The 25287-nt window shown below is 69.1% G+C and carries 27 protein-coding genes and 1 riboswitch; of the genes, 13 read left to right on the top strand and 14 right to left on the bottom strand.

What is annotated here, in order from left to right:
- Positions 1-3588: a M1 family aminopeptidase gene (locus ACFWZ3_RS01645; RefSeq protein ID WP_439706042.1), complete on the top strand. Its 3588-nt coding sequence runs from the start codon at positions 1-3 to the stop codon at positions 3586-3588.
- Positions 3589-3808: 220 nt separating this feature from the next.
- On the opposite strand, the gene ACFWZ3_RS01640 is transcribed toward ACFWZ3_RS01645, so the two are convergent.
- The 9 genes from ACFWZ3_RS01640 to ACFWZ3_RS01600 all read right to left on the bottom strand — a co-directional run bounded on the left by ACFWZ3_RS01640 (position 3809) and on the right by ACFWZ3_RS01600 (position 9673).
- On the bottom strand, positions 3809-4645 hold the full coding sequence (locus tag ACFWZ3_RS01640) for a mechanosensitive ion channel family protein (RefSeq protein ID WP_439706041.1): 837 nt from the start codon (positions 4643-4645) through the stop codon (positions 3809-3811).
- A 181-nt stretch (positions 4646-4826) separates the two neighbouring features.
- Positions 4827-5642, bottom strand: a complete 816-nt coding sequence (locus ACFWZ3_RS01635) for a DUF2884 family protein (protein ID WP_439706040.1) — start codon at positions 5640-5642, stop codon at positions 4827-4829.
- Between the two features lie 100 nt (positions 5643-5742).
- Positions 5743-6030, bottom strand: a complete 288-nt coding sequence (locus tag ACFWZ3_RS01630) for a DUF2845 domain-containing protein (protein WP_439706039.1) — start codon at positions 6028-6030, stop codon at positions 5743-5745.
- Positions 6031-6077: 47 nt separating this feature from the next.
- Entirely contained in the window at positions 6078-6362 is a 285-nt protein-coding gene (locus ACFWZ3_RS01625; protein WP_439706038.1) for a DUF2845 domain-containing protein, read from the bottom strand.
- A 53-nt stretch (positions 6363-6415) separates the two neighbouring features.
- Positions 6416-6988 (bottom strand): DUF924 family protein, encoded by a 573-nt coding sequence (locus ACFWZ3_RS01620; protein WP_439706037.1) that lies wholly within the window; start codon positions 6986-6988, stop codon positions 6416-6418.
- A gap of 37 nt (positions 6989-7025) precedes the next feature.
- Complete coding sequence (locus ACFWZ3_RS01615; protein ID WP_439706036.1) at positions 7026-7466, bottom strand: PA2169 family four-helix-bundle protein; 441 nt, start codon at positions 7464-7466, stop codon at positions 7026-7028.
- 229 nt (positions 7467-7695) lie between these two features.
- Positions 7696-8448 carry a DUF2884 family protein gene (locus ACFWZ3_RS01610; RefSeq protein WP_439706035.1) on the bottom strand — a complete coding sequence of 251 codons (753 nt, stop codon included), beginning with the start codon at positions 8446-8448 and terminating at the stop codon, positions 7696-7698.
- 104 nt (positions 8449-8552) lie between these two features.
- A complete protein-coding gene (locus ACFWZ3_RS01605) occupies positions 8553-9050 on the bottom strand; it encodes a hypothetical protein (protein WP_439706034.1) in 498 nt (165 codons plus the stop codon).
- A 164-nt stretch (positions 9051-9214) separates the two neighbouring features.
- Complete coding sequence (locus ACFWZ3_RS01600; protein WP_439706033.1) at positions 9215-9673, bottom strand: hypothetical protein; 459 nt, start codon at positions 9671-9673, stop codon at positions 9215-9217.
- Between the two features lie 159 nt (positions 9674-9832).
- Here ACFWZ3_RS01600 and ACFWZ3_RS01595 point away from each other — a divergent pair, with 159 nt between their 5' ends.
- The 3 genes from ACFWZ3_RS01595 (at position 9833) to ACFWZ3_RS01585 (ending at position 12092) form a co-directional block, all read left to right on the top strand.
- Positions 9833-10702 (top strand): YihY/virulence factor BrkB family protein, encoded by an 870-nt coding sequence (locus tag ACFWZ3_RS01595; protein ID WP_439706032.1) that lies wholly within the window; start codon positions 9833-9835, stop codon positions 10700-10702.
- Positions 10703-10743: 41 nt separating this feature from the next.
- Positions 10744-11160, top strand: coding sequence for a universal stress protein (locus tag ACFWZ3_RS01590; RefSeq protein ID WP_439706031.1), 417 nt, complete (start codon positions 10744-10746; stop codon positions 11158-11160).
- Between the two features lie 110 nt (positions 11161-11270).
- Positions 11271-12092, top strand: a complete 822-nt coding sequence (locus tag ACFWZ3_RS01585; protein ID WP_439706030.1) for a ferritin-like domain-containing protein — start codon at positions 11271-11273, stop codon at positions 12090-12092.
- A gap of 35 nt (positions 12093-12127) precedes the next feature.
- Here ACFWZ3_RS01585 and ACFWZ3_RS01580 read toward each other — a convergent pair whose 3' ends face one another.
- From ACFWZ3_RS01580 to ACFWZ3_RS01570, 3 genes are all read right to left on the bottom strand, one after another.
- Positions 12128-12562, bottom strand: a complete 435-nt coding sequence (locus ACFWZ3_RS01580; RefSeq protein WP_439706029.1) for a DUF6491 family protein — start codon at positions 12560-12562, stop codon at positions 12128-12130.
- Between the two features lie 64 nt (positions 12563-12626).
- A complete protein-coding gene (locus ACFWZ3_RS01575) occupies positions 12627-13346 on the bottom strand; it encodes a hypothetical protein (RefSeq protein ID WP_439706028.1) in 720 nt (239 codons plus the stop codon).
- Positions 13347-13473: 127 nt separating this feature from the next.
- Positions 13474-14355, bottom strand: a complete 882-nt coding sequence (locus tag ACFWZ3_RS01570; RefSeq protein WP_439706027.1) for a LytTR family DNA-binding domain-containing protein — start codon at positions 14353-14355, stop codon at positions 13474-13476.
- Positions 14356-14500: 145 nt separating this feature from the next.
- On the opposite strand from ACFWZ3_RS01570, the gene ACFWZ3_RS01565 reads away from it, so the two are divergent.
- Positions 14501-15694, top strand: coding sequence for an acyltransferase family protein (locus tag ACFWZ3_RS01565; RefSeq protein WP_439706026.1), 1194 nt, complete (start codon positions 14501-14503; stop codon positions 15692-15694).
- Positions 15695-15718: 24 nt separating this feature from the next.
- On the opposite strand, the gene ACFWZ3_RS01560 is transcribed toward ACFWZ3_RS01565, so the two are convergent.
- Positions 15719-16021 carry a DUF3247 family protein gene (locus ACFWZ3_RS01560; protein ID WP_439706025.1) on the bottom strand — a complete coding sequence of 101 codons (303 nt, stop codon included), beginning with the start codon at positions 16019-16021 and terminating at the stop codon, positions 15719-15721.
- A 277-nt stretch (positions 16022-16298) separates the two neighbouring features.
- Between ACFWZ3_RS01560 and ACFWZ3_RS01555 the strand changes: the two genes are divergently transcribed.
- From ACFWZ3_RS01555 to ACFWZ3_RS01535, 5 genes are all read left to right on the top strand, one after another.
- Entirely contained in the window at positions 16299-17555 is a 1257-nt protein-coding gene (locus ACFWZ3_RS01555) for an MFS transporter (protein WP_439706024.1), read from the top strand.
- Between the two features lie 38 nt (positions 17556-17593).
- Complete coding sequence (locus ACFWZ3_RS01550; RefSeq protein WP_439706023.1) at positions 17594-18511, top strand: arginine deiminase-related protein; 918 nt, start codon at positions 17594-17596, stop codon at positions 18509-18511.
- A gap of 227 nt (positions 18512-18738) precedes the next feature.
- The gene (locus ACFWZ3_RS01545) at positions 18739-20361 is read left to right on the top strand and encodes an alpha/beta hydrolase-fold protein (RefSeq protein ID WP_439706022.1); all 1623 of its coding nucleotides are present in this window, start codon (positions 18739-18741) and stop codon (positions 20359-20361) included.
- A gap of 5 nt (positions 20362-20366) precedes the next feature.
- Entirely contained in the window at positions 20367-21035 is a 669-nt protein-coding gene (locus tag ACFWZ3_RS01540) for a glutathione S-transferase family protein (protein ID WP_439706021.1), read from the top strand.
- Between the two features lie 206 nt (positions 21036-21241).
- Entirely contained in the window at positions 21242-21574 is a 333-nt protein-coding gene (locus ACFWZ3_RS01535) for a hypothetical protein (protein ID WP_439706020.1), read from the top strand.
- Positions 21575-21830: 256 nt separating this feature from the next.
- On the opposite strand, the gene ACFWZ3_RS01530 is transcribed toward ACFWZ3_RS01535, so the two are convergent.
- Positions 21831-22049 (bottom strand): hypothetical protein, encoded by a 219-nt coding sequence (locus tag ACFWZ3_RS01530; RefSeq protein WP_439706019.1) that lies wholly within the window; start codon positions 22047-22049, stop codon positions 21831-21833.
- A gap of 141 nt (positions 22050-22190) precedes the next feature.
- A riboswitch (TPP riboswitch) is annotated at positions 22191-22297 on the top strand.
- A 65-nt stretch (positions 22298-22362) separates the two neighbouring features.
- Here ACFWZ3_RS01530 and thiC point away from each other — a divergent pair.
- Genes thiC through thiS form a run of 3 tightly spaced genes read left to right on the top strand, consistent with a single transcriptional unit; the run spans position 22363 to position 25287 of the window.
- Positions 22363-24117, top strand: a complete 1755-nt coding sequence (gene thiC, locus ACFWZ3_RS01525) for a phosphomethylpyrimidine synthase ThiC (RefSeq protein ID WP_439706018.1) — start codon at positions 22363-22365, stop codon at positions 24115-24117.
- Complete coding sequence (locus ACFWZ3_RS01520; RefSeq protein WP_439706017.1) at positions 24101-25096, top strand: FAD-dependent oxidoreductase; 996 nt, start codon at positions 24101-24103, stop codon at positions 25094-25096. The genes thiC and ACFWZ3_RS01520 overlap by 17 nt, the downstream gene beginning before the upstream one ends.
- Positions 25093-25287: a sulfur carrier protein ThiS gene (gene thiS / locus ACFWZ3_RS01515; RefSeq protein ID WP_439706016.1), complete on the top strand. Its 195-nt coding sequence runs from the start codon at positions 25093-25095 to the stop codon at positions 25285-25287. Before ACFWZ3_RS01520 ends, thiS begins: the two co-directional genes overlap by 4 nt.

The following is a 25287-nucleotide window of genomic DNA, read 5'->3' as shown; positions in this document are numbered from 1 at the left end:
ATGCTGGGAGAGATCTTCCGTTTCGAATGGCGCCAGCAATGGCGTGCGCCGCTGTTCTGGATCCTGGCGCTGGCCTTCGGCGGGCTCGCCTTCGCGGTGGCCAGCACCGACGCGGTGGTGATCGGCGGCGCCAGCGGCAACGTGCTGCGCAACGCACCGATGGTCATCGTGCGGCTGATCAACCAGTTCACCATCGTGGGCCTGCTCGCCGGCGGCGTGTTCGTCGCTGGTGCCGCGCTGCGCGACTTCGACCACAACACCGCCGAGCTGATGTTCGCCACGCCGGTCGGCCGTGGCGCGTACCTGGGCGGGCGACTAGCCGCCGGCTACGCGGCGACCGTGGCGATCATGCTGGTGGTGATACTGGGCGTGGCGCTGGGCGGGGCGATGCCGTGGATCGATCCGGCGCGGCTGGGCGCCGCCGACTGGCACGGCTACGCCTGGGCACTGGGCGTGATGGTGTTGCCGGACATGCTGTTCGTCGCCACGCTGCTGTTCCTGCTGGCCACCGTGACCCGTTCGCTGCTGGCCACCTATATCGGCATCATCGCGTTCATAGTGCTGCTGTCGCTGTCGGGCCTGCTCACGCGCGATGTGAACCACCACGTCATCGCGGCCATGCTCGATCCCTTCGGGCATCGCACGCTGGGCATCGTCACCCGCTACTGGTCCGCCGACGAGCTCAATCACCGCCTGCCGCCGCTGCAAGGATTGCTGCTGTGGAACCGGCTGCTCTGGCTGGGCATCTCGCTGCTGCTGGCCGGCGCCGCGTTCGTGCTCTTCCGCGCCAACCGCGAGGGCTTGCGCCTGCCCGGGCGCAAGCTGCGCGCCGAACCGCCGCTGCTGCGTCCCATGGCCGGTGCGGCGCGCACCGGCCTGCCGAGCGTGCGGCTGGCCCACGGCCTGCCTGCGCACCTCACCCAGCTGCGCGCACTGCTGGGCTTCGACATCGCCCAGGTGCTGCGCGGCGTGCCGTTCCTGGTGATGCTGGTGTTCGGGCTGGTCAACCTGCTGTTCGCGCTGGCGTTCAGCAGCGAGTTCTATGGCACGTCGGTCTATCCGGTCACCCACACGGTGCTGGAAACCATCCAGGGCAGCTTCCACTGGCTGCTGGCGATCATCGTGACCTTTTACGCCGGCGAGCTGGTCTGGCGCGAGCGCGACCGGCACACGGCCGAAGTGGTCGATGCCTTCCCGCTGCCGGATTGGCTGCCGCTCACCGCGCGGCTGCTGGCGTTGCTCGCGGTGGTGCTGGCGTATCTGGTGATCGGCGACCTGGTCGGCATGCTCTGGCAGCTCGGCCACGGCTATACGCATCTGGAGACTAGCCTGTACCTGGCGACGCTGGGACTGGACGCGGCGCCCTTCGCGCTGCTGGCGGTGCTGATGCTGCTGTTCCAGACGCTGGCCGGCAGCAAGTTCATGGGTTACCTGCTGGGCATCGTCTGGCTGGTGGCCTCGCTGATCGGCTTCCCGCTGCTGCATTGGGACCACAACCTGACCATTTACGGCCACGCCTCGTCGGTGCCGTATTCGGACATGAACGGCTTCGGCCATTTCCTGGCCGCGGCGCTGTGGTTCGACCTCTACTGGGGTTTCGCGGCCGCGGCGATGCTGGTGGTCGCCGCGCTGTTCAACGTGCGCGGCACCGGCACGACCTGGCGCGAGCGCCTGCAGGAAGCGCGCACCCGGCTGCGCCGGCCCGCGGCGATTGCGCTGGGGCTGGCACTGGCCGGTTTTGTCGCGACCGGCGCGTGGATCTTCTACAACACCAACGTGCTCAACCATTACACGAGCAGCGATGACGACACGCGCCAGCGTGCCGACTACGAAAAGAAATACGCCAGGTACGAGGGCCTGCCGCAGCCACGCATCACCGCAGTGAAGACGGACGTGGACATCTACCCGTACCAGCGGCGACTGGAGATCCGCGGCCACTACACGCTGGTCAACCGCAGCAGCCAGCCGATCGACACGCTGCACGTCAACACCGATACCGACTTCACGATCCAGTCGCTGCACTTCGCGCCACACGAGACGGTGAGCGACGACAAGCGGCTGGGCTACGCGATCTACCGCCTGAAGCGGCCGCTCCCCCCCGGCGCCTCGATGGCGTTCGACTTCCGCATCGCCTACGCGCCGCGCGGCTTCACCAACGAGCCGTCCGGCAAGTTCCTGGTCGCCAACGGCAGCTTCTTCAACAGCCAGGTGTTGCCGCGCTTCGGCTACCAGAGCGAGGTGCAACTGACCGATCGCGGCGACCGGCGCAAGTACGGCCTGCCACCGGAGGTGCCGCGCATGCCGAAGCTGGGCGACGCCAAGGCACTGGCCAACAACTACGTCAGCAATGACGCGGACTGGATCGACTTCAGCACCACTGTCTCCACCGCGGCCGACCAGATCGCGCTCGCGCCGGGCTACCTCAAGAAAAGCTGGACCGCCAACGGCCGGCGCTATTTCACCTACACCGCCGAGCGGCCGATGCTGAACTTCTTCGCGTGGTTGTCGGCGCGCTACACGGTGAAGAAGGACAGCTACGAGGGCATCGCCATCGAGGTCTACTACGACAGCGCGCACGCCTGGAACGTGGACCGCATGATCCAGGCGACCAAGGACGCGCTGGCCTATTACCAGGCGCACTTCACGCCCTACCAGTACCGCCAGGTGCGCATCCTGGAGTTCCCCAACTACGCGCACTTCGCGCAGTCGTTCGCCAACACGATCCCGTACTCCGAAGGCGTGGGTTTCATCGCCGACCTGCGCGACCCGTCCAAGGTGGACTACGTCTATTACGTCACCGCGCACGAAGTGGCGCACCAGTGGTGGGCGCACCAGGTGATCGGCGCACACATGCAGGGCTCGACGATGCTCAGCGAGTCGCTGGCGCAGTACTCGGCGCTGATGGTGATGAAGCACCGGTACGGCGCCGACCAGATGCGCAAGTTCCTCAAGTACGAGCTGGACAGGTACCTGATGAGCCGCGCCACCGAAAAGGTTGCCGAAGAGCCGCTGGCGAAGGTCGAGAACCAGCAGTACATCCACTACAACAAGGGCTCGCTGGTGTTCTATGCGTTGCAGGATTATGTCGGCGAGGATGTGTTCGACCGCGCGCTGAAGCAGTTCCTTCAGCGCTGGCAGTTCCGCGGCCCGCCCTACCCCAGCTCGCGCGATTTCATGGACACGCTCGCCGCCGCGCTGGGCCCCCAATGGAAGGGCCTGCTGGACGACCTCTTCTGGAAGATCACCCTGTTCGACAACCGCATCAGCGAAGCAACGGCGAAAAAACTGCCGGACGGCCGCTACGAAGTGACGCTCAAGGTGCATGCGGGCAAGGTCCACGTCGACGGCTCCGGCAAGGAGACGCCGGCCGAACCGGACGTGCCGGTGGACATCGGCGTGTTCGCCGCCTCGCCGGGGAAGGGTCGCGACGGCAAGCCGCTGTACCTGGAAAAGCGCCTGCTGCCGGCGGGCGACAGCACCCTCACCGTGACCGTCGACGGCACGCCGGCCGAGGCCGGGATCGACCCGTTCAACGAGTTGATCGACCGCGTGTCGGGGGACAACCGGCGGCCGGTGACGGTGCAATAAGCCTGAGGAGACTGGCGGGCCGAGGGCAAGGCCCCCTCTCCCCTGCGTGCCGGGAGGCGGTGGGCCAAACACGCGACCTGCCGCGCTGCCCCACTCAGCTTGGTCTGCGCACCTCACATGGCCTCGCTACGCATCCGCGGCGTGGAACGCGTAGGGTGGGCTTCAGCCCACCGTCGTCCGCCGCGTGCAGGCGGTGGGCTGAAGCCGACCCTACGGAAGCTCAGCCGGCCTTTGCCTCTGGCAAGGCACCCTGCACCACGGTCAACTCGCGCTGCGGGAATGGGATGCTGATACCCGCCTCGGCGAAGCTTTCCTTGATCTTGCGCAGCAGCTCGGTCTGCGCACCCCACATGTCCTCGCTGCGTGTCCAGGCGCGGATGATGAGCTCGACCGAGCTTTCGGCCAGCGTGCCGGTCACCACGGTCGGCGGTGGCTCCTTCAGGATGCGCGGATCGGCAGCAAACAGCTTTTCGATCTCGCCGATCGCCTGACCGATGTCGTCCTTGTAGCCGATGCCGACGTTCAGCTCGAACCGCCGCGTGCCCCGGCGGTTGGCATTGATGATCGCGTCGCCGCCGACCTTGGCGTTGGGCACGATCGCCTCGCGACCATCGGGCAGCGAGAGCAGCGTGTACATCAGGTTGACCGCCTCGACGGTGCCGTCCAGGCCGCCGGCATGGATGAAGTCACCCGCGCGGAAGGGCCGGAAGATGATCAGCAGCACGCCCCAGGCCAGGTTGCTGAGCGAACCCTGCAGGGCCAGGCCGATCGCCAGGCCACTGGCGCCCAGTGCGGCCACGAGCGGCGCCGAGGGCACCCCCGCGGTGATCAATGCACTGACCACCAGCACCGCCACCAGCACGCCATAGATGAGGTTGCGCAGGAAGCCGATCAGGGTCTCGTCCATGCTCGCCCGCTGCATCGCGCGCTGGACCAGGTTGGCGACACGCGCCGCCAGCCAGATGCCGATCAGCAGGATCAGCAGCGCCATCAGGATGTTGATTCCCAGCAACGTGGCGTTCTCGGACAGGTGAATCCGGGCAAGCAGGTCGGGCATGGCGTCACTCCGCGTTCGAACCAGCCCCGGAGCCTAACAGGGCGTGCCGTGACGCGGCCCCGCAGGCGCAGGTGCGCGGACGCAAAAAAAAGCGCCGCGCCGGCCTGGGGAAACCGGCGCGGCGCATGGGCCGCATGGGATGGTTGTGGGAGAGCGGCCGGCCCGCGAGCCGGGGGGACGGCTAGCGGGTCTGGGGCTTCGTCTTGGCGGAAGCCTCGTTGTCGTGTTCCGGCTGGTGGTCGACCAGCGCCAGGCGCGAGCCGTCCTTCAGGCGGAATTCGAACTGCTGTTGCAGCTGGTCGAGCCGTGCCATGTGCGGGCACAGCGCCTCGGCGCGCTCGGAAAGCGCGTCCGCGCGGGCGTCGACCTGCTTGTCGATGGTCTTGTCCAGCGCGTCGGCACGCGCTTCCAGCGCGGCGACCTGGCTCTGGTCGCCGCTCAGCGCGGCCTTGACCGCCTTGGCGGTAACCGTGCTGACCAGCGATTCGACCGCATCGCCGACCTGGTTTTCCATCAGGTCCTCGACACTGTGCTGGCGCCATTCGCCCTGGCCCAGGCCGTCGTCGATCTTGGTCAGCGCCTGCTTGTGCTGGTCGTTGAGTTGCGTGATCAACCGGCTGCGTTCGGTCGGGTCGTCGGCAAAGCTGGCGACCACCGTGGTGAGCGCATCGAAACCGATGTCCACCCCCTCGCGGGCGATCGAGGCGACCTCGGGCAGCAGGGTGCGGACCTGGCTTTCATACTCGCGCAGGCGGCTCGCATCGGCACCCGACACGGCCACGTCGCGGCCATCGATGCGCAGAGCGCCGTCATGCATGAACACGCTGCCGGGCGTGCCGTCCTGGCGCTCGAAGGTGATGCCCGCGGGCTTGACCAGCACGTCGTAGTCGGTGCCGAAGCTGCACTGCTCGTGGTTCACGTGCAGAGCGCCCGCCTGCACCGGCCCGACCAGCGCCAGACCGGTGGCGATTGCGAGGGAAAGGATCAGCGTGCGCATGGGCTGGCTCCGCGGTGACGATGGCGCCAGCTTCCCGCCGCCCGACGTCTCGGGCATGGGCCAGGCGTCATGCCGTGCCATCGGTCATGGCCGCCGCGTTTCAGGGGCGCTGTTCGATCTCCGCGACCTCGCCGTCGACCAGCGTGATGGCGATTTCGCGTCCGCTGTCGCGATAGATCCAGCGTTCGCTGGCGGGCGTCAGCACCACGACGCCGCGGCCGTGGCGTCGCGCACGGTGGTGCGTCACCCGCGTGGGCCGACCGAGCAGTTCACGCACCTGCGCGGCGCTGTCGCCGGCGACCAGCAAGTGGCTGCCGACACGCAAGGTGTCCGAGGCGGTTGCGGCAAATGCGAGCAGCCACAGGCTGCCGACGAGCAGGGTACGCATGTCGTTCCTTCCTTGGGTTGGAACCCGGCAGGCGCCGGGTCGATCCTTCAACGTTGCGCGATCTGGATGTCGCCGACCTTGCCGGAGACGATGGTCACCGTGACCATCCGGCCGTCGATGTCGTACTGCCAGCGCTCGCCACGCCACGCGCCGTAGTGATCCTCGATCGGTTCCTTGTATTGCGGCTCGCCGAGCAGGCTCCGCGTGAATACCGCGCTGTCGCCCACCGTGAGCACGCGGCTGCCAACGCGGAACGTGTCGCCGGCCTGCGCACCCGGGCTCACCGAAAGCGACGCCAGCATGCATGCGGCCAGCAGCAGTACCTTGCGCATCATCCTTCTCCTTGCGTGGGTCCGTTTGAACTATAGGCCCACCGGCAAGGGAACTAGAACCCGCCACCCTCTTGCAGGTAGTCCAGCTCGTCCGGCGTACTCGGCCGGCCCAGCGCCGCATTGCGATGCGGGAAACGGCCGTAGCGCGTGATCACTTCGCAGTGCTTGCGCGCGTAGTCGAGGAAATTCTCATATTGCCCGCGCGCATTGGGCGAGGCCTGTAGGGCGAGCGCGCGGAACAGCGTCACCGAACGCCACTGCAATCCGAGGTCCTCGGCGTGTTCCAGCGGCAGGTAGGCAAATACGCGCTGCAGCGGCGCCAGCGCCTCGTCATCGCGCCGCTCCAGCCCTTCCAGCACCAGCGCCTGCGCCCGGTTGTCCTGGGCGAAGGCACGCGCGTCGCCGCGGTAGACGTTGCGACTGAACTGGTCGAGCACAATCAGCAGGGCGAGCCAGCCGTGCGGAGTAAGCGCCCATGGGTCGAGCGCGCCCGCGATGGCCGCCTCCAGGGTGGCGCCGAAGCGGGTCCGGATCACCTCGTCGAACTGCGGGTCGCGCACGAACCAGCGCACCGCGTTCTCGTCGGCGAACCAGAAATCCAGTACATCCTGTGCGGTTGCGCTCATGCCGTTTTCCCCCTGGGCCAGCCCGGGTGGGCGGAGCTTAGCAGCGCCGGGCACGGGCCAGGCTATGCATGTCCAGGTGGATGCCCTGCAGCCGCGGCAACTGGCGGCGCAGCACCAGCGCGGCCTCCGGCGTGGCACGCTGCAGGCCTTCCTCGAAGGCGTGCACCAGGGCCGCTTCGCCGTGCGCCAGCCGGGCGATCCAGGCGGTGTCGCGGCGCGGTGTGTCGGGCAGCAACCACTCGATCAACTGCCGCCGCGCCGAGCCACCGAGCCGGCCGCGCCGCGCCGGCGTGCCGCCGAGGTGGCTGACCTGGCCCTGCAGGTCGGCGATCATCTGGTCCAGCGCGCTCGCGTTTTCGCCCAGCACCACGCGCAGGCCCGGCTCGTTCGCCTGTGCCGAGGCGTCGCGGTACATCGCGCGCAGGTCGATGCCCTGGCGGATCAGCGCGTTGAACAGCGTTTGCGGGCGTGGCGCCACCGGCGCGGCTCCTGGGGTTCGACGTGGGACGACCATGGTCGGCCCTGCGCACTTAGCCGGGGATTAACTCGTGTGGTCCGCAGGGCTCGCTGCGCATCGTCCGTCAGGCGGCATTCGGGTTCACCCCTGCCAGCCTGCCCGCGAACCCGTAGGAGCCCGCTTGCGGGCGATGCTCCCCCTCGTTGGCACGAAAAGCATCGCCCGCAAGCGGGCTCCTACACGGGCACGATTAATGGCCCACCTGCACCAGGTTCAACGGCTGGCCATCCGCCCCGCGTACGCCCTGCTGCAACTCGGCCAGCCGGTGGATCGACGGGCACAGTGCCTGGACCTGTGGCCGCAACGCCTGCATGCGCCGTTGCAGCCGTGGCTGCAGTTGCGTGGCCAGGTCCGCTGCCTGGTCGCGCAGGCGCGCGGCTTCGGCAAGGTCGCCGTTCATCGCGGCGGCCAGCGCCTGCTGGCCGAGGTCGGCAGCCACCAGCGGGGCCAGGTCGCCGACGATGCGGTCGGCCAGTTGCTGGGCGGCGTCGCCCTGCCAGTCGTGGGTGCTGTTGCTCTGTGCGATGCGCTGCTCAAGCTGTGCGGCGTGCGTGGCCAGGCGGCGATCGAGTTCGGCCAGCGTCGCCGGCGCCAGCTGCATGCCGGCGGCTTCGTCGTGTACCGCGCGCACGGCCATGTCCACGCCGGCATCCGCCACGGCCCGCACGCGCGGGACCAGCGCCCGCAGTTCGCGCTCGAACAGCACCAGTCGGTCCTGGTCTTCGGCCTTCAGTCGCACCGATTGGCCGTCGGTGCGCAGCGCGCCGTCGCCGACCTGCACGTGAAAGGGCGCCGGTTGCGGGCGGTCGAACAGCAGGCTGTCCGGCTTTACCGTCAGGTCGTAGCTGCTGCTGGCGTGGCAGGTGCCCGCCAGGTCCTGCGCGTGCAGGACCGGCAGGGCGGCGGACAGGATCAGGCTGGCGAACAGGAGCCGCAGGCGCATCGGGGGGTTTTCGTCGCGAAAAGAGACCTCAGCGATACCCGCGCGTGCGTCAACGGCGCCTGAATCGGCTCGCTTCGACCGACCAGGCGACAGGTACTCGCGGCCTAGCGGTGCTTCCGCCGCGCCCCATCCGTAGCCGGAAAGCCCCGGCGGCGCGCAACGAACTGCGCGCGCACCGGCGGCCGGCCCAGTTGCCAGGCCAGCCACAGCAGCAGCGGCACGAGCAGCGCCTTGAAGGCCAGGCCCAGCAGAAAGCTGCGGCGCGCCTGCTCGATCACCAGCAACAGCAACTCCGGCTGCGGCTGCGTCATGGCATGCGTGCGGGCCATGTCGAACTGGTCCCACTGCGCCAGCATCAGGCCGCCGGTGGCCAGCACCCACAGCGCCAGCAGCAAGGCCACCACGCGTAGTGCCGGGCGAGCCCAGGGCTGGCGCAGGATGCCGCCGGCACACACCACGATCACCGCGAAGGTGCCGACCAGGTAGGGCCAGTCGCCATGGCGCAGGTACAGCACGCCGCCAACGGCAGCCAGCAGCAGAACGATCCAGGTGGCTACCCGCCATAGGCCGAAGCGGGATGCGGGCGTGGCATCGACCGCCATCAGGACAAAGCCGCGTGGCGGACGGACGTGAACGACAGGCGGCGCATGGCGGGCTCCATGGAAAGATCCGCCAAAGTCTACGCGCTGGCCGGCGCAGGGTGGGCTTCAATCCACCGCTCTGTGAAGAGTCGGCGGGCTGAAACCCGACCCACGCGCGATGCAGCCTACGGGCGCGAGATGGTGAACTTGCCCACGGACACGCCCAGGTCGATGCCCTGGCCGGTGCCGGTCAGCGCCAGCGAGGTGGTGCCCTTGGTCAGTACCTGCGCGTGGGCGCTCTTGACCACGCCGGCTTCGGCGCCGGCCTGCACGTAGTCGCCGAACACTTCGGCAATGCCATGCACCTTGGTGATCTCGCCCTTGCCGTCAGTGACGCGGAACTTGCCGGCAGTGAGGCCGCCGCCGACCACGCTGATCTTTACCGGCGCGCTCTGGCCGTTGTCGCAGGTGACCGTGCCTGCCCCTTCGGCGTGTTTGTAGATGATCGACCAGCCCTGCAGGTTGTAGCTGAGCTCGCACTTGACCATCGGTTCGGCGGCGCGGGCCGGTGCCGCAGGCCAGGCTGCCAGCGCCATCGTGCCGGCCAGGAACACACTCGCCAATGCAGTGGTGCGCAGGTTCATCGCAGGTCTCCTTCCCCGTCCGGGGCACTGTGAAGCTTCGGTCGAGTCTGCCCCCGCGCGGGTGAAGGAAGCGCCAGCGGTAGCGGCAGCGCGCGTTCACGATCGCCGCGCAGGGGCCTCGCCATGCTTGGTGTCGCACGCAGGTTTCCGGAGGGCCCGATGCATTCGCTGTGGCAATCGACCGTGGAAGTCCTCAAGCGCACCGCCAAGGGCGCGGCCAAGGACGACCTGATGACGCACGCCGCGGCAGTGGCGTTCTACTCGGCGCTGTCGTTCGCCCCGATGCTGGTGCTGCTGTTGTGGCTGGTCGCCTCGCTGCAGCCGGCCTGGCAGGACCAGCTGGTGAGTTCGATCAACAACCTGGTCGGGACGCGCGCGTCGGACGCGGTGAAGCTGGTGATCAACAACGCGGAGGACCGGCCCCAGCTCGGTCATTGGGCCGGCATCATCGGCCTGGCGATCACCCTGATCGGCGCCTCCACCGTATTCGCCCAACTGCAACTGGCGATCAACCGCGTGTGGAACCTGCGCGCGGCGCCACGCAATGCGCTCTTCAGCTGGCTGCTCACGCGCATGCATGCCTTCGGGCTGCTGCTGACGCTGGCCTTCCTGCTGATCGTGTCGCTGGTGGCGAGCACCGCGATCGCGGTGTTCGCGCGCAGCGACACGGCCATGTGGGACGCGCTGGAGGCGATCGTGGCGCTGCTGCTTTTCGGCCTGGTGTTCGCCTCCATCTACAAGGTCCTGCCCGATGCGCAGATCGACTGGCGGGACACGCTGCTGGGCGGTGCGTTCACGGCCATCCTCTTTGCCATCGGCAAGTTCGGCATCAGCCTGTACCTCTCGCACAGCGACGTGGGCGGCGCCTACGGACCGGCCGGCAGCGTGGTGGTGCTGCTGGTGTGGGTGTACTACTCAGTGGTGATCCTGCTGCTCGGCGCCGAACTCACGCAGAACGTGGCGGAGGTACGCGGGGTGCCGATCCGGCCCAACGCACACGCCGAGGTGGAGGCCCCGTGCGACAAGTGACGGGCGCGGCATAATCGGCACCACACGCACGGAGACGCGCCATGTTCAGGTATTCGCTGGTCGGCTACGACGGTTCGCCTTCTTCGCAACGCGCCTTCCAGACCGCGGTGGCGCTGGCACGCTGCGGCCAGGGTCGGGTTCGGGTGGTATCGGTCCTGCAGGTGACCGAGGGCGGCGCCGACGCCTGTGCGCTGATGATGGCCGACTCCAGCGCGCAGCGCGCGCAGGAGCTGCTGGACGAGCTCGTGGCGATGGCGCCGGACGCACGCGACATGATCGACGTGGAAGTGACCCACGGCAGCCCGGGCGACGTGCTGCTCGGGCAGGTCGAGCAGCGCGGCGTGGACCACATCGTGATAGGCCACACCGAGCGCGGCACGCTGGCACGCTGGCTGCTCGGCTCGGTCTCCAGCGACGTGCTGGCGCGCGCGCATGTGCCGGTGACGGTGGTGCCGTAGCAGTTCGCGGGGTCGGGCTGGGTTAATCCGCGCGCGTCACGACACCGTATGCTGTCTGTCATTCGCCCGTCACACGCGCGCCTTGTGCCGCGCCTTCACAGGACATCCGCGTGAGCTACGTCCCTGCCCTGCCCTGGACGCTGGAAACCCTCGACCTGTCGTGCATCGACCGTGCGCGCGTGCGCCACAACGAGGAGTTGTTCTTCCTGCTGTGCAGTTCTTCCTTCGTCGAGAGCGGTTCGGATCTCTACACCCACAACCTGGTTGCCCACTTCAACGGCGACGAGGAACTGCAGACCTGGCTCAGCCAGCACTGGGAGCACGAGGAACTGCAGCACGGCCGCGCGCTGGCCGCCTACGTGCGCACGGTGTGGCCGGAGTTCGACTGGGACAAGGGGTTCGCCGCGTTCTGGACCGAATACGGCGCGGTGTGCACCGCCGAGCAGCTGGAGGACAGCCGCGGGCTGGAGCTGGCCGCGCGCTGCGTGGTCGAGACCGGCACCGCCAGCCTTTACCGCGCGCTGCACGAGATCACCGATGAGCCGGTGCTCAAGCAACTGACCGGCCACATCAAGAGCGACGAGGTGCGGCACTTCAAGTATTTCTACCAGCACTTCCGCCGCTACCGCGAGACCGAGGGGCTGGGGCGGTACAAGGTGTTCCGCGCGGTGCTCAAACGGGTCAACGAGATCCGTAGCGAGGACAGCGACATCGCGCTGCGCCACGTGTTCGAGCAGTGCTACCCGCAGCACAAGGGCGACCGCGAGGCCTTCCGCCGGGTCGCCGGCAAGGCGCAGGACCTGCTGCGCCGGCATATCCCGGCCGAGATGACGGTGAAGATGCTGCTCAAGCCGCTGGACTTCCCGCCACGGCTGCAGGGTGCGCTGGAGAAGCCGCTGGCGAAGCTGGCCGAACGACTCTTCCTCAACTGAGTGCGGACCACCTGCCGGCCGATTTCGCGTGCGAATCAGCCCTGACGCGGTTCGGCCGTCACCTGCCGCTGCTCCTGCTGCAGCGCCTTGAGCTTGTCCAGGTCGACCGGGCGGATCTGCCGGATCGTGCAGGCGAGCTGGCTGCGCCCGGTCACGACCTTGTCGAAGTTGATCGAGACCTGGTTGAGGCTCGAGGTCACGCCGATCGTGTTGGCGTACGGCAGTTCGGTGCAGCCGGGCACGTCCAGCAGCCAGGCTTCCTTCGGCTTGGTGTAGACCGCCACCTGGTCGCTGCCCAGCGGTTCCCACGACCACATCGGCACGAAGAAACTGAAATGGTTGACCGGCGCGCCGGCCGCCTGTGCGTAGGCCGCCTGCCGGTCGGCCATGCGCTGCGCATAGGGGACACTGGAGCAGCCGGCGAACACCAGCGTGGCGACACCGGCCAGCAGGGCACGTTTCAACGACATGGCGCTTCTCCTTGAGTCGACTCGCCCGACCGGTAACGCGTTGATGCCCGATCGGTGCACTGCGTCACTTCTTCTTGGGCAGTGCCTTCCACTTGGCCGGATCGAAGCCACCCACCTCGTAGACCAGGGTTTCCTTCTTCTCGCCGTCGACCAGGGTCACGTCCATGGTGATCTTCTTCGCCTTCTTCATCCGCGCGATGAAATCGTCGTCGTCGCGGATCATCAATGCCGGCTCGCCGGTGGAAGGCGCGAACGCCTTGATGCCGTGCTCCTTGCCGTCGAAGGTGGCGTGGATGGTGCAGTTGCCGCGGCAGACGAAGCCGTGGCCGCCGCCGTAGAGGAACACGTTCTGGCCCCAGTCGGTGTGCCGGCGCAACACCAGCCGCACGCGGTCGTTGCCGGAGGGCTGGCTCGAATAAATGGTGGCGGTCGACTGCGTACCGCCCTGCATGGGCGAGACCTGGTATTGCCACAGTGCGTCGAGCCGGCGCTTCTCGCTCTCTTCCTTCCAGCGCTTCTCGATATCGGGCAGGGTCTGCTGCACTTCCTTCGCCGCGGCACTGTCCGGGTAGCGGTCGAGGATGTCGTGGCCCATGGTCACGGTCATCTCGTCGTTGTGGATGCGGATGAGCTGGCGGTAGGTGTCGAGCTTGCGCGCCGCATCGTCGTTCTGCGCCGAAGCCGCCGGGGCCTGGGCAGCCTGCTCTTGGTCCTGCGAATTGCAGCCGGCCAGGGCCAGCATGCCGCACAGCAGGGCCGCGGAGGAAGGGAAGGGCAGCTTCATCGGGTGCGCTCCAGCACGGGAAAGTCCCTAGCGTGGAACGCGCGGGCGGGCGGTGCAAGCGCAGGCATCCTGCAGGAGTGCACCCGGGCGCGACCGCCATGCACCCCGGTCGCGCACGGGTGCGCTCCTACACCGAACCCAGCTGGGCCGGTGCCGGCTCGCCGAACCGCTCGCGCAGCTGCGCGCGATAACGCCGGCTGCACGGGACGATGGCGCCGTCGCGCAGCTTCAGTCGCGCGTCGCCGGTATCCAGCGGCTCGATCTCCGCCAGGTAGTCGAGGTTCACGACATAGCTGCGATGCACCCGCACGAAACGCGCCGGGTCCAGCCGCTCCTCGATCGCCGCCATGGTGGTGCGCAGCGGATAGTCGCGCCCGCGCACGTGCAGGTTCACGTAGTTGCCGGCCGCCTGCAGCCACTCGACTTCGCGCGCGTTGAGCAGGAACTCCTTGCCGAGCTTGCGCACCAGGAAGCGTTCGGGCCGCTCCACCGGCTCCACCGGCGGGCCCTCGTCGGGGGCCGCCAGCAAGCGTGCCTCGCCGTGCTGGCGCAGCCGCCACAGCCGGTAGAGCACCAGCGCGCCGACGATCAGGAAATAGGTCCGTATGTCCTTGAGGTACTCGTAGCCGAGGTTGAACCACCAGCCGCCCGGGTCGTAGTGCCACCCGATGGCGGCGTACACCAGCGTGCGCAGCAACCACATGCCGGCCACGTGGGCCAGGCTGAACGGCACGCTCGCCAGTGCATGCAGCGGAAGATTGCGCTGCCAGGTATCGAAGCGGACCGGCCAGCGCCGCTCCAGCGCGATCACCCCCGGCAGCAGGGCCAGCAGCACCAGCGCGCTGGTCCATTCCCAGACCCAGGGTTCCCAGGCGGCTGCGCCCGGATGGTCCACGCCCGAGTTGAGGCTGTTGAACAGGGCGTTGAGTACGAAGAAGAAGCTCCACGCCGCGACCTCGAGCGCGCGCCGCCAACGTTGGGAGGAAAGGGATCCGGGCATGGAGGTCATGGGGCGGATTCTACGCAGGGCACCATCCCGGTTCGTCCCTGCGCACCCGCCGTTCATCCCCGCGGCCCCGCGAACGGTCACTTCCGGCGTGATCGGGCCCCGTGTGAGGCCAACACTGGCGCCACTTTCCGACCGGGAGCGCCCCATGAACCGACGCTACGACATCGACGCGCTGCGCGTCCTGGCCTTCGGCCTGCTGATCCTCTACCACGCCGGCATGCTGTACGTAGCCGACTGGGACTTCCACCTCAAGAGCAGCCACCTGGCCGAGTGGCTGCAGTACCCGATGCTGTTCCTGAACCGGTGGCGGATGGAGCTGCTGTTCCTGATCTCGGGCCTGGCCGTGAACTTCATGCGCCGCCGCGGCAGCCTGCTCGGCATGGCAGGCAAGCGCAGCCTGCGCCTGCTGCTGCCGCTGGTCTTCGGCATGGCGGTGGTGGTTCCGATCCAGCCGTACGTGCAGGGCCTGGCCAACCACCTGGTCCAGCCCGGTTTCGGCCGGTTCCTGCTGCGTTACTGGAGCGGCGGTCCGTGGCCGCCGGGCGCGTTCACCGGCTGGCAGTTCGGCGTGACCTGGAACCATCTCTGGTATCTGCCCTATCTGTGGGTCTATACCCTGTTGCTGATCGCGCTGCTGCCGGCGCTGGAGTCACGCGCGGGGCAACGCCTGCGGGCAGCCTGCCTGAAGCTGCGCGGCGCGGCCCTGCTGCTGGTGCCGGCCGTGCCGCTGTTCGCGTGGGATCGCCTGCTCGCCGCACGCTACCCGGTGACCGGCGCGTTGCTGGACGACTGGTACGCCCATGCGATCTACGCGACGGTCTTCCTCTATGGCTACCTGCTGGGGACCGATACCGGGCTCTGGCGCGAGCTGGCGCGCCTGCGCCGCGTCTCGCTGCCGTTTGCGCTCGCCTGCTTCGGGGTCTACCTGGCCGGCATCACGCTGCTCCCCGACACCGCGCCGGCGCTGCTGTGGGAGGTGGTGCATGCGGCGCGCTATGCCTATCTGTGGGCGGCGATCGTGGCCGTGCTCGGCTGGGGACACGCCTGGCTCAACCGTCCGTTCCGCTGGCTGCCGTACGCGCGAGAGGCGGTCTATCCGTGGTACGTGCTGCACCAGAGCGTGCTGCTGTTCGCCGCCTGGCAGCTGATGCCGCTGGGCCTGGGGCCGGTGCTGGAGCCGCTGTCGATCCTGCTGGCGACGATCCTCGGCTGCGCGTTGCTGCACCACGTCGTGATCCGCCCCAGCCGCTGGCTGCGCCCGCTGTTCGGACTGGAGGGCGCACCGGCCCGACGGCCCGGGCGCCCGACCGTGCCTGTGTTGTCCGACGATGTGGCCTGAATGCGCCAGCCGCGCGGGTACGGCTCAGGCGCGCAGTTGGGCGTCGGAGTCCAGGTGCTCGATGCGCTCGATCTGGTCGAACCAGAGGTAGCGCTTCCATTCGGACGTGCCCAGCTGCTCCAGGTGCACCACGCCGTTGCTGCCTTCGTTGCCGTCACCGTCGTAGAACTCCTGCACGGTGGGACGGGCGGCGACCACGCCGTCGCAGGTACTGCCGTCGGCCAAATGCAGGCGCACCCGTGCGCCGTTCTGCAGGTGCTCGACCATGCTGTTGAAGCGGGCGATGGTGGGCTGGTCGGTGTAGACGTGTTCGGCCTGGCGGCCCATGGCCGGTCTCCTGCGGCGGCGATGGGGCGAGGCTAGGGCGGGGGTGGGCAAGTGGTCGTGAAGTCTGCGGCGGGTGTGCCCCTATCCGCCTGTCGGCACCTTCCCCCGTGGAACGGAGGAAGGCTCGATAGGAATGCCCTCGCCGGGTGGAGGTTCGCGCCGCGCACCTGATCCTTCCCCCGTTCCACGGGGGAAGGTGCCCGGAGGGCGGATGGGGGCGCTCGTGCGGGAAGCTCCCCCGCGGCGATAATTCCGCCCTTCAACCCCAGGACACGCCATGCCCACCGACTCGCTGCTCCAGCACCGTGCCTTCGTGCAGTTCTGGTTTGCCCGCATCGCCTCGGGTTTCGGCTTCCAGATGCTCTCGGTGGCGGTGGCCTGGCAGATCTACGCGATCACCGGCCGCGCGCTGGACCTGGGCCTGATCGGCCTGGTGCAGTTCTTCCCCTCGGTGCTGCTGGCGTTGCCGGCCGGCCACGTCGCCGACCAGTTCGAACGCCGGCGCGTGGTGTTGATCGGGCAGATCGTGGAATGGTGCGCGATCGCGGCGCTGGCAGTGCTGAGCTTCACCCATCGCATCCACGAGGCCGTCCTCCTGGCGCTGGTCTTTGTCATCAGCACGGCCAAGGCGTTCGAGTCGCCCTCGATGTCCTCGCTGCTGCCGGCGCTGGTGCCGCCGGCGATCCTGCCGCGCGCGGTGGCGGTGAGCGGCTCGGCCTTCCAGATGGCCATGGTGCTCGGCCCGGCGGTCGGCGGCCTGCTCTATGTGGCCGGTCCGGGCGTGGTGTACGCCACCGCCGCGGGCCTCTACCTGGTCGCCGCCACGCTGATGGCGCAGCTTCGCTACGAACAGGCACCGCCGAAGCGTGAGCCGGCCTCGCTGAAGTCACTGTTCGCCGGCGTGCATTTCATCCGCGAGCGCAAGGACGTACTGGGCGTGATCTCGCTGGACCTGTTCGCGGTGCTGTTCGGCGGCGCCACCGCGCTGCTGCCGATCTTCGCCAAGGACATCCTGCACACCGGCCCGTGGGGCCTGGGCCTGCTGCGCGCGGCGCCGGCGGTGGGCGCGCTGCTCATGTCGTTCGCTCTGGCGCGGCACGACCTGACCCGGCGCGTGGGCATGATCATGTTCGGCTCGGTGGCCGGCTTCGGCGTGGCCACGCTGGTGTTCGCGCTGTCCTCGTGGATGTGGCTTTCGCTGATTGCGCTGTTCGCCGGCGGCGCGTTCGACATGGTCAGCATGGTGATCCGCGGCTCGATGGTGCAGCTGGACACGCCCGATGCGATGCGCGGGCGGGTCAACGCGGTCAATTCGATCTTCATCAATACGTCCAACCAGCTCGGCGAGTTCGAGTCGGGCCTGGTCGCCGCATGGCTGGGCGCGGTCGGTGCTGCCGTGCTCGGGGGCGTCGGCACGCTGGTGGTGGTGGGGTTGTGGATGGCGATGTTCCCGACGCTGCGCCGGCGCCAGAAGCTGCACCTGGAAGCGGAGGCGATCGAGGCGGCCGAGGAGGCCGGCGCCAAGACGCTCTGAGCGCGCTTACCATGGCGCGTCCTCCAGGAGACCATGCCGTGATCGTCACCTCGCCCACCGCCTTCCTCGACGCCTTCGCGGCCCTGCCGCCGCTGCCCGATGCCCAGGCCACGGCGCGTGCGGCTTTCCTGCTCGCGCCGGCGGAGTTCGCGCTGGCCGCCGAATCGGCCAGCGACAACCGCTACATGGATATGGCGCTGGCGGTCGATCCGCTGCGCGCGCTGGCGCAGCACGCCGCACTGGCGCAGGCGCTGCGCGCGGATTGCCCGGTGGTCACCTTCCCGGGCGACGCCAGCACGCCAGATGCGGTGTTTCCCAACAACGTGTTCGCCACCGCGCCGGGGCGGCTGATCGTCGGACGCATGCGCCACGCGGTACGCCAGCGCGAAGCCGGGCGGCGCGACGTGCGGGATTTCTTCACCCAGGTGCTCGGCTACGAGGAAATCGACCTGTCCTGCCGCAACGACTGCGTGGCCGAGCTGACCGGCGCGCTGGTGATCGACCGCGCCCGCGGCGTGGGCTACTGCGGCCTGTCCGAGCGCTGCGACGAGGCCGGCGCGCGGGCCATGCACGAGGCGTTCGGCCTGCGCCTGACCTTCTGCTTCCCGCTGGCCGCCGGCGAATACCACACCAACGTGGTCCTGGCGCTGCTGGCCGGCCGCGCCGCGATCGTGGCGCCGGACGGCTTCGCCGATCCGGCCGTGCCCGCGGCGATCGCCCGCGCCTATGGCGATCGTGCGCTGTGGCTCACGCCAGCGCAGAAGCAGGCCTTCGCGGGCAACGCGATCGCGCTGTCGGACCAGCGCGTGTGGATGAGTGCGGCCGCCGCACGCGCGCTCACCGATGCCCAGCGCCAGGCGCTGGGCGGTTGGGGTTTCCGCATCGGTGCGGTGGAGCTGGACGAGATCGAGAAGGCCGGCGGCAGCCTGCGTTGCTGCGTGGCGGAGATCTTCTAGCTATCCCTGTAGGGCACCTCTAAAAACTACCAAGGGCGTCATTCCCGCGAAAGCGGGAATCCATTTTGCCCTTGGTGGAACAGCAACTTGGATTCCCGCTTTCGCGGGAATGACGCCAGGCAAAGGGGTTATTCGAGGTTCCCTGCAGGAGCGCGGCAGCCCGATGGCGACGCAGCCGTGGTGGCCGACAGTGTGACGAGCGCCGGTGAGCCGCTACGATCGACGGCATGACCACGCCCTTGCCCCTTCTGCGCCTTGCCGGCGCCGCCCTCCTTGCCCTCGCCACCCTGCCCGCCGCGCATGCGGCGGAGGGTCCGCGCATCCAGGTCAGTTTCAGCGCCAGGGCGCACGCGCAGCCGATCACCGGCCGCGTCTACGTGGCGGTCAGCCGCAGTAACGAAACGCCGCCGATCGAGCAGACCGACGTCACCGGCGTGCCGCTGTTCGGCCACGACGTCAGCGCGCTCGCGCCGGGGCAGGTGGCAACCATCGATGCCGGCGACAACGGCGCGCCGCTGACCAGCCTCGCCCAGCTCCCGGCCGGCGACTACTGGATGCAGCCGTTCGTCAACGTCTACACCCAGTTCAGGCGCGCCGATGGCCACACCGTGTGGCTGCACATGGACCAATGGGAGGGCCAGGACTTCAAGCATTCGCCCGGCAATCTCTACGGCAAGCCGGTGAAGGTGCACTACGACCCCGCCGCGCCCACGCCGGTGACACTGGTGGCCGACCAGGTGATCGCGCCGATCCCGTTTCCGAAGGACACGCCCTACGTCAAGCGCTTCCGCATCAAGAGCAAGCTGTTGAGCGCCTGGTGGGGCCAGCCGATCTACCTCGGCGCCACCGTGTTGCTGCCGAAGGACTACGACAAGCACCCGGATGTGCGCTACCCGGTGATCTACGAGCAGGGCCACTTCTCCACCCGCGCACCCGGCGGCTTCGACCATCCGAAGTCGCATTTCCGCGACTACTGGCTGGCCGACGGCACGCCGCGCTACATCATGGTGAGCCTGCAGCATCCCTCGCCCTACTACGACGACTCCTACGCGGTGAATTCGGCCAACGAAGGCCCGTACGACGACGCGATCCACCAGGAACTGCTGCCGGAAATCCAGCAGCGCTTCCGCCTCATCGACCAGCCTTGGGCGCGCATCCTCGAAGGCGGCTCGACCGGCGGCTGGATCGCCATGGCACAGATGATCTTCCACCCGGACTACTACGGCGGCACCTTCGCCTCCTGCCCGGACGCGCTGGACTTCCGCCACCACCAGGTGGTGAACATCTACGAGGACGCCAACGCCTACTGGCTCGACAAGGGCTGGGTGAAGGTCGAGCGCGTGGACACGCGCCAGCCCGACGGCAACGTCGAGGCCATGATGAAGGACGAGAACGGGTACGAGCTGGCGGTGGGCGACCACAGCCGCTCCGGCGGCCAGTGGGACATCTGGGAAGCGGCGTTCGGCCCGGTCGGCGCGGACGGCTATCCGCAGCGCCTGTGGGACAAGCGCACCGGCGTGATCGACCACGACGTCGCGCAGTACTGGAAGCGGCACTTCGACCTGCGCTACCTGCTGGAAACCCATTGGGCCACGCTGGGGCCGAAGGTGACCGACAAGATCCACATCTACGTGGGCGATGCGGACACCTACAACCTCAACATGGGCGTGCGCGCGATGGACGCGTTCCTCAAGAGTGCGCGCGACCCGTCCTTCCGCGGCAGCGTGACCTACCAGCCGATGGCGCCGCACTGCTGGGGGCCGCGCGGCAAGGAACTGATCGAGACGGTGACGCGCTACATCGATGGCCATGCGCCGGCCGGCGCCGATCGCACGAGCTGGCGTTACTGAAGCCGATGATCACCGTCCACCACCTCGACAACTCGCGCTCCCAGCGCATCCTCTGGCTGCTCGAAGAACTGGGCCTGGACTATCGTGTCGAGCAGTACAAGCGCGACCCGAAGACGATGCTCGCGCCGCCCGCGCTGCGCGCGATCCACCCGCTGGGCAAGGCGCCGGTGCTCACCGATGGCGACCTCGTGCTGGCCGAATCCGGCGCGATCATCGAGTACCTGGGCGACACCTACGGCGCCGGCACCCTGATGCCGCCACCCGGCACCGAGGCGCGTCGGCGCTGCAGCTACTGGCTGCACTACGCGGAGGGCTCGGCGATGCCGCCGCTGCTGCTCAAGCTGGTGTTCTCGCGCGTTGCCAAGGCACCGGCGCCGTTCTTCGTGCGGCCGGTGGCGCGCGCCATCGCGACGAAGGTGCAACGGACCTTCGTCAATCCGCAGATCGCGCTCCACCTGGACTACATGGAGGGCGAACTGGGCAAGCACGCCTGGTTCGGCGGCGAGGACTTCAGCGTTGCCGACATCGCGATGAGCTTTCCGCTGGAAGCGGCCAGCGCGCGCGGTGGTCTCGACGCCGGTCGGCCTCGACTGTGGGCCTGGCTGGAGCGCATCCACGCGCGACCGGCCTACCGGCGCGCACTCGAACGCGGTGGCGCGTACCGGCTCGGCTAACGCCCACCTGAACCACGGCGCCTGGCGCGGCGCTATGCAAAGGCGCCCGCCGCCCCTTGTAGGAGCCCGCTTGCGGGCGATGCTCTTGGGCAGTTCCGAAGAACATCGCCCGCAAGCGCCCCCTGCACCCCGGTGGCGGCCACGTTTTCGACGCCCCTCTCACGCCACGGCAGTCAGGCTGGGGCCTCGACGCACAGGAGGCTCCAATGAACCGAACCCGCGATCTTGAGCAGCGCTTCGACGGCGCCAGCGAACGCGTGCGCGACCGCGTCCGCCAGTACGCCTACGGCACCGCCGACACGGCCAACGGCCTGATCGAACGTGGCCGCCGCCTGACCACGCGCCTGGGGCGCCGCAGTTCGGGTTACGGCAAGCAGATCTCGCACATGGCCGAAGACCTGGCCGACGAGGCGAGCTACCAGTATCGCCGCGTGCGCCGCCACGCCAGCCGCCACCCGGTGGCGACCGTCGCCGTGGTCGCCGGCACCATCGGCGCGTTCTTCCTGCTGCGCAAGCTCCTGCGCAGCGACGAGGACTGAGTCGGGACGAGGACTGATACCGGCTGGGGCGACGACGAACGCCGATCGCCCCATCGGGCGTCATTCCCGCGAAAGCGGGAATCCACGGGCTGTGGTGATCCAAGCCAGAATGGATTCCCGCTTTCGCGGGAATGACGTCCGGAGGGCGGTGCAGGTTGGTGACGCCCGAAAACGTGGCGAGTCGTTCCCTTGTCGGGACCCGACGCCAGCTGGGCCCCTTCAACCAAGCCCTTGAAACAGAGCCAAGCCTGCGGCGCTAGGTCGCGATGCCGCCGCGCATGCGCGGTTCCGGCAACGTGGGCGAGTGCGGATCGATCGGCGGCAACTCCGGTTGCTGCGGCCCCGGATTGACCGGATCGCGCGGCCGCTCCGGCGGCGGATCCTGCTGCGGATGTTCCGGCGGCCCGGGCGGGCCGCCCATCGCGATTCCTGCCTGGGGATGGCTGGCGACCGCCGCTTCGGCGGCACTGGGCATGGAGCGGATCATGGAAACCTGCGCGTGGCTGGAGTGGCCCCGAGTATCGGCAACGCTGCGTGCGCGGCACGCGAAAAGCCGGTTCCGCGCGCGCCTCACGGCGGGTCGATGGACAACGACAGTCAGGCGCCGTTAGCCTAGCGCCGTTCCGAGGGGTGTCCTGCGCAGGCAGGGCTGAGATGGCGGCAGCCGGACCCTTTGAACCTGATCCGGGTCATGCCGGCGAAGGGACGGGAATCACAACCAACGCGCTCGCGCGCAGCCCACGCTTGTCGTCGCCCCGGATCTCCCCGTCACCGAAGGAGGAGATCCCATGCCATCCAGCACGCCACACGCGGCCACACCGGCCGACGTCACCACCGGGCCCATCCGCGGCTCGCACAAGGTCTACCGTTCCCCACCCGCGCAGCCGCAGCTGCGCGTACCGTTCCGGCGCGTGACGCTGTCCGATCCGGCCGAGCCGCCGCTGGACCTGTACGACACCTCCGGCCCCTACACCGACCCGCACGCGCACATCGACCTGGCCGCCGGACTGCCGGCGGTGCGCGAGGCGTGGCTGGCGTCGCGCGGGCTGGACGAGGAAGCGGCCATCGCTGCCCCGCGCGACACCCTCGCGCCCTGCCCCGCGCCGCATCGCGTGCGCCGCGGCCGTGCGGACCGCGCGGTCACGCAACTGGAACATGCCCGCGCCGGGAAGATCACCGAGGAGATGGCCTACGCCGCCTGGCGCGAAAACCTCGGCCGTGAGGTGCCGGCCACGGGTGACGCATCCGGCCGGATCACGCCCGAATGCGTGCGCGAGGAGATCGCCCGCGGCCGCGCCATCCTGCCGGCCAACCTCAACCACCCGGAGCTGGAGCCGATGGTGATCGGTCGCCGCTTCCTGGTGAAGGTCAACGCGAACATCGGCAATTCCGCCGTGGGTTCGGGCGCGGCCGAGGAAGTGGAGAAACTGGTGTGGGCGATCCGCTGGGGCGCCGACACGGTGATGGACCTTTCCACCGGCCGCGACATCCACGCGATCCGCTCCTGGATCCTGCGCAACGCGCCGGTGCCGGTGGGCACCGTGCCGATCTACCAGGCGCTGGAGAAAGTCGACGGCGATCCGCTCAAGCTCAGCTGGGAGGTGTTCCGCGACACCCTGATCGAGCAGGCGCAGCAGGGCGTGGACTACTTCACCATCCACGCCGGCGTGCGCCTGGCGCACGTGCCGCTGACCGCGCGCCGCGTCACCGGCATCGTCAGCCGCGGCGGCTCGATCATGGCGCGCTGGTGCCTGGCCCATCACCGCGAGAATTTCCTGTACGAGCGCTTCGCCGAGATCTGCGCGATCTGCCGTACCTACGATGTCTCGCTGTCGCTCGGCGACGGTCTGCGCCCCGGCTCGATCGCCGACGCCAACGACGCGGCGCAGTTCGCCGAGCTGGACACGCTGGGCGAGCTGACCCGCATCGCCTGGTCGCACGGTTGCCAGGTGATGGTCGAGGGGCCGGGCCACGTGCCGATGGACCGCATCGCCGAGAACATGGAGCGGCAACTGGCCGCCTGCAGCGAGGCGCCGTTCTACACGCTCGGGCCGCTCACCACCGACATCTCGCCCGGCTACGACCACATCACCTCCGCGATCGGCGCGGCGATGATCGGCTGGCTGGGCACCGCGATGCTCTGCTACGTCACGCCGAAGGAGCACCTGGGGCTGCCCGACCGCGACGACGTCAAGGCCGGGGTGATCGCCTACCGCATCGCCGCGCACGCGGCGGACCTGGCCAAGGGCCACCCGGCCGCGCGGCGGCGCGACGACGCCCTGTCGCGTGCGCGCTTTGCCTTCCGCTGGGAAGACCAGTTCGCGCTGGCGCTGGACCCGGACACCGCGCGCGCCTACCACGACCGCACGCTGCCGAAGGAGGCGCACAAGCTGGCCCACTTCTGCTCGATGTGCGGGCCGAAGTTCTGTTCGATGAAGATCTCGCAGGACCTGCGCGACGATGCCCGGGCGCTCGAAGGCATGGCGCAGAAGTCACGCGAGTTCACCGCCGGCGGAGGTGCGCTGTATGTCCGGCAGCCGTGAACATGCCAGCGTGGCGGTGATCGGCGCGGGTGTGGCCGGGCTCACCGCGGCGCTGGCGCTGGCCGAACGCGGCGTAGGGGTGCGCGTGTACGAGCGTGCCGCGGCACTGGGGGAAGGCGCCTGCTCCTGGCAGGCCGGCGGCATGCTGGCGCCCTGGTGCGAGCGCGACGGCGCCGGGACGGAGCTCACCGCGCGCGGCGAGGAGGCGCTCGCCTGGTGGCCACGCCACCATCCCGGCACGGTGCAGCGCGGCACCCTGGTGGTGGCGCACGCGCGCGACCGCGGCGAGCTGGAACGGCTGGCCCGACGCAGCGGCGCCGGCCAGTGGCTCGATGGCGAGGGCATCGCGGCGCTGGAGCCTGCGCTCGGCGGCCGCTTCGGGCACGGACTGTGGTTCGCGCGCGAGGCGCACCTGGACCCGCGCGAGGCCCTGCGCTCGCTCGTCGCCGCGCTGGATACGCACGGCGTCCCGATCCAGTTCGGCGCCGACGTGCAAGCCGAGGACCTGGTCGCCAACGCGGTGATCGACTGCCGCGGCCTCGCCGCGCGCGATGCCTTGCCCGGGCTGCGCGGCGTGCGCGGCGAGACGCTGCTGCTGCACACCGCCGAGGTCGCGTTCCGGCGGCCGGTGCGGTTGCTGCATCCGCGCCACCCGCTCTACCTGGTGCCGCGCGCGGACGGCCGGCTGCTGCTCGGCGCGACCGTGCTGGAAAGCGACCACGCCGGGCCGGTCACCGCCCGTGCCACGATGGAACTGCTCAACGCGGCCTGGTCGCTGCACCCGGCGCTGGCCGAGGCGGCGATCGTGGAACTGGGCGTGGGCGTGCGTCCGGCGCTGCCGGATCACCTGCCGTGCCTGCGCACGCAGGGCCGCATCACGCGCTTCAACGGCCTCTACCGGCACGGCTTCCTGCTGGCGCCCTGGTACGCGCAGACGCTGGCCCGGCAGCTGTTCCCCGCGCAGGAGGCCTGCGCATGAACCTCACCGTCAATGGCGAGGCGCATGCGCCGGCGCCTGACCTGGCCGCGCTGATCGAGCAACTGGGGCTGGCTGGCACGCCCGTCGCCACCGCGCTCAACGGCCGCTTCGTTCCCGCCACGGCACGCGCGACGACGCCGCTCGCCGAGGGCGATCGCGTCGAAGTGCTCGCACCCATGCAAGGAGGCTGA

The organism is Frateuria sp. GZRR35, assembly GCF_051900415.1.
Taxonomy (GTDB): domain Bacteria; phylum Pseudomonadota; class Gammaproteobacteria; order Xanthomonadales; family Rhodanobacteraceae; genus Frateuria_A.
This window is presented reverse-complemented; position numbering and strand designations above follow the sequence as displayed.